The organism is Armatimonas sp., assembly GCF_031410135.1.
Lineage (GTDB): Bacteria > Armatimonadota > Armatimonadia > Armatimonadales > Armatimonadaceae > Armatimonas.
On the sequence record NZ_JANNYP010000033.1, the window covers coordinates 1 to 3,784 of the forward strand.

At 51.1% G+C, this 3,784-nt stretch carries 4 protein-coding genes and 1 pseudogene; 2 read left to right on the forward strand and 3 right to left on the reverse strand.

Annotated features, from left to right (window positions below):
* The 3 genes and pseudogenes from RMO15_RS01160 to RMO15_RS01170 form a co-directional block, all read right to left on the reverse strand.
* Nucleotides 1-919: transposase (locus RMO15_RS01160; protein ID WP_309707081.1), on the reverse strand; the 919-nt coding region annotated here is incomplete at its 3' end.
* A gap of 129 nt (nucleotides 920-1,048) precedes the next feature.
* Nucleotides 1,049-1,429, reverse strand: a pseudogene (tnpA, locus tag RMO15_RS01165) (IS200/IS605 family transposase); the annotation flags it as partial.
* Nucleotides 1,430-1,450: 21 nt separating this feature from the next.
* The gene (locus RMO15_RS01170; protein ID WP_309707083.1) at nucleotides 1,451-1,639 is read right to left on the reverse strand and encodes a hypothetical protein; all 189 of its coding nucleotides are present in this window, start codon (nucleotides 1,637-1,639) and stop codon (nucleotides 1,451-1,453) included.
* 138 nt (nucleotides 1,640-1,777) lie between these two features.
* Here RMO15_RS01170 and RMO15_RS01175 point away from each other — a divergent pair, with 138 nt between their 5' ends.
* Both RMO15_RS01175 and RMO15_RS01180 read left to right on the forward strand, forming a co-directional pair.
* The gene (locus tag RMO15_RS01175) at nucleotides 1,778-2,446 is read left to right on the forward strand and encodes a hypothetical protein (protein WP_309707085.1); all 669 of its coding nucleotides are present in this window, start codon (nucleotides 1,778-1,780) and stop codon (nucleotides 2,444-2,446) included.
* A 79-nt stretch (nucleotides 2,447-2,525) separates the two neighbouring features.
* A complete protein-coding gene (locus tag RMO15_RS01180) occupies nucleotides 2,526-2,834 on the forward strand; it encodes a hypothetical protein (protein WP_309707087.1) in 309 nt (102 codons plus the stop codon).
* Nucleotides 2,835-3,784 lie beyond the last annotated feature (950 nt).

Sequence of the window (3,784 nt, forward strand, 5' to 3'; positions counted from 1 at the left end):
GTGGATCAACCAGAACCACGGGCACTCCTGCACGTCTCGCCTTGTAGCTGACAAACTGTTTAAGCTGATCGAAACTCCAGTTTCCAAGCTCAAAACGCATTTCTCTGTTCATAACCGAAGCCCGTTCTCGAATTCCACTGAGGTCTTCAAGAGCGATTGCCTTACCAGAGACAGCCGCCGATTCGACAAGGCGACGGCTGATATTGTGATTCACCCAACGAGTGAACCGAGATTGACGGCGACGCAACTTTTGAAGATGCCTTTTCGCCGACTTAGAACCATGTTTTTTAGCCGTGTGCTGAAGCCCTGCTTTGAGCTTTCGCATTCGGCGACGAAGGGAGCGGATAGCCTCCCCGCTGTATTGATTTCCTTCGCTGTCAGAAGCAATCTGAACAATGCCAAGGTCTACACCCAAAAACTCGGTAGTTTCGTTTTGCGGAGCTTCTACAATGTCGCAGACCACCATCAGGTAAAACTCACCACCGATAAAGCAAAGATCGCACTCGCCTTTTTGAGTCAGAAGCATTTCCTTCTGAAGCTCTCCAGCGGCAAAGGGAATCTTCATGCGCCCGGCAACTGTCCAGAGCGAAATTTGGCTCTCCTTGGTGAAGAAAGTCAAGATGCGGGAATCGTAGGCGATAGAACCCGTGGGGCGAAAAGTGCGCTTTGTCGCTTTGTCCAGCTTGTAAGAGTCGGCGACTTTGGCATTACAGCGAATAATCAACTGAGAAGCAAGTCCGAACCCCTCACGGATGTTGTGATAGCAGGCTTTGTGCAGGTCAAATTGCTTGAAGCACTTATTTTCCCATGCGTACTCAGACATGCGGTTGCAAGCCTCGTTCGCTTTGCGGAGCGTGGCGAGGAGAACTTGCTTTTGCTCTGGAGTAGCAAGGAGCTTGACCTGTGCGACGAGTTTCACTTAACCGCGCTCCTCGGGCTGAATCTTGGTAACTTCTACGAAGGACAATCTAAGGCTGGTTTGGACATTGACCGAACTCGCTTGCGGCGTTTCTTTGCTGGCTTCTCCGTCTCTCGTTTTCTGTTCAGCAATGTATTTTTTAATCACGGAGGCAGAAGCGTTTCCAGCCGAACCGATGTAGTACGACGGAGACCAGAGAACCCGCATTTTGCGCTCAAGGTGGGGGAACTCTTGACGAAGAACCCGCGAGGTGTAGCCTTTGAAGCTCTGCACATACTTTGCGGGGGTGCCTGTGGGAAGTGCGCCGATAAAGAGGTGAACATGGTCGGGCATAACTTCCATGCCTGCAATCTCGATTCCAAGGGTATCGGCCTTCTCGATAAGAAGCTCTTTGAGACGTTCGGCAACCGCGCCAACAAGAATAGGTCGGCGGTACTTTGGACACCAAACGAGATGGAGGTACAAGTTAAAGACTGCTCCAGAGTTCTTCTTATATCCAGGTTTCAACATACCACTATATTATCACGGTGTTTACACCTTGTCAATACTGTGTGCTGTATTTTCCCCTTGTTTGAAAAAGTTCTCTCGGTTTGCCATCTCGCGAATGGCAGTTCCGAGCAAGCGCGAAGCAGACCCGCCGCGAATCTTCAGCAGGTACTCAACCATCTTTTCCTCGTCCTCATCAGGACGAAACACAATAACCTTCCGTTCACTTGGCATGGTGTTACAATTCTCCCCCACTGTGTATACACTGTGAAACTTTATTTGTCAATAGTGTTGACAGAGTGTACACACCGTGATACACTTCTTTGTTACTTAATCAAGGTAACGGAGGAGTATCGAAGATGTTTAACGCTTATGCAACTGAGAATGGATGGGAAGTTTATCACGCTGGAGCAAGCACTCCAGTTGCGATTTTTGAGAAGCTGGCTTCAGTCAAGAAAGCCGCTGAAGACATGGGCGCAAAGCTCACTGTTCACATTAACGGGTATGCCGTCTGCTAACTGTGCCAAGGCACAGGGAGCGTCTGGAAAACATACCCTGTGCCTTGGTGGATTCCCGATTAGGAGAACCACCATGTCAGACATTCTGAAGTCTGGAAAGGTTGCGTTTGATTCTGAAGTCAATCGAATTGCTCAGACAATCGCGGCTGATCTTGGGATTCGCCGGGGTGAAACTGATCTCCTGTCCATGCTGGAATTGACTTCCAAGTATGGCGGCGACGTGTTTTATTTCGACTTCGACCCGAATTGTAGCTTCAAAGGCTTTTGCTGTAACGGCTCTATCCTCGTGAACGAGTTCCTAGACTCTGCTGATAAAGCAACGGTCGTACTTCACGAATTGATTCACCGCCTGCTTTGGTCGGACGGTTACGCACCACTAAACGACATTAAACACAAGGAGTTTAATCGTATGGAGTTCCAAGAGTCAATCTGTCGCGCTGTTGAACGAATCTTTGTTTTTCATGGCGGGGCAAACGTCCGGGGCTTTGCCTTCAACAGTGAAAACGAGGAGAGACTAACTTGAAGATTCAATCGCGGGTACTTCCATGCGGTTCCCGATTCCTCCCACGGCTAAAGCCGGGGGTTTCCTCGGAGGTCGCTCCATGATGAACCAAGCAACGAAAGAGACCCTGCGGAGCGCCACGCGCCGCAAGGCCAGCAAGCCAGCTCCTACAACGGAATCGGGCATCTCCCTCCTCCCACTGCCCGAGCGGCTCGCGATTTACCGGCAGATGCTCACCATCACGATTCCCCAGGCGGGGGAGCTGCTGGGAGCGAGTGTCACGAAGAGCTACGACATGGCGCGAAAGGGGGCTCTGCCACTCGTGGAAATCCCCGGCATGGGCAAGCGAATGGTGAGCGTCCCGCGCTTGCTGGAGATCATCGCAAAAGGGGAAGGGGGAGCGGAGTGAATACTATCCGGCAGACTGCGCTATTTGGCGAAGATATCGTTTTATATACTGGTGCTGAAGTCTGGAACTGCGGTGGGGGTACTCAGTCTGCCGCGATTGCCGCGCTCATATGCTCTGGGAGGCTCGCCGCGCCCGATGTGGCCCTAATGGTAGACACTGAGCGGGAGAAGGCAACTACGTGGCGATATGTCCACGGGGTACTAATTCCGAATCTGAAAGCAGTAGGAGTGACGATGGAAATTATTCCGAAGTCAGCGTGGGCAACCGTTGATCTTTACAGCGGTAATGGTGACTTACTGTTGCCGGTTTTTACTACTACTGGCAAACTTTCAACCTATTGTGCTGGCGAGTGGAAAGTAAGAGTTGCTGAGCGATGGCTTAGAAGTCGAGGGCATAAGCACTGGGTAACATGGCTAGGGTACTCCACTAACGAAATGCGGCGTGTTCGCGTCGGGCGAGGTTTTTTGAGGTATCCACTTCTGGAAGATGACATACAGCTTTCTAGGGATGGTTGTGTGGAATTAGTGCGAAGTATGGGATGGCCTGACCCGCCTCGCTCATCATGTTGGATGTGCCCGAATCAATCCGATGAAGAATGGCAAGCGATGGATGCTGAAGATTTTGAACTGGCGTGCCAGCTTGAGGAAAGAGAGCGGAAGCATGATGATGGGATTTATTTACATCGTGCTCGCGTTCCGCTGCGGATGGTTCAGTTTGGTACTACACCAGAAGAGCCAGACAATAAGCGGGAATGCACCGGAGGGTGCTTCCTCTGATGCTGGCTTGACAGCCAATCTGACAGCCAAGCCGGGCGAAAGAAGCAGTAGATTCTAGCAAACGGTCGTATGCTTTAGGAGGGGAGTCTGTAGAGTTCTGGAGAGTCAATCAGGATTCGTAAACAGCAGGTCACCGGTTCGAACCCGGTCGTCGGCTTATCTGGTAGTTATTAA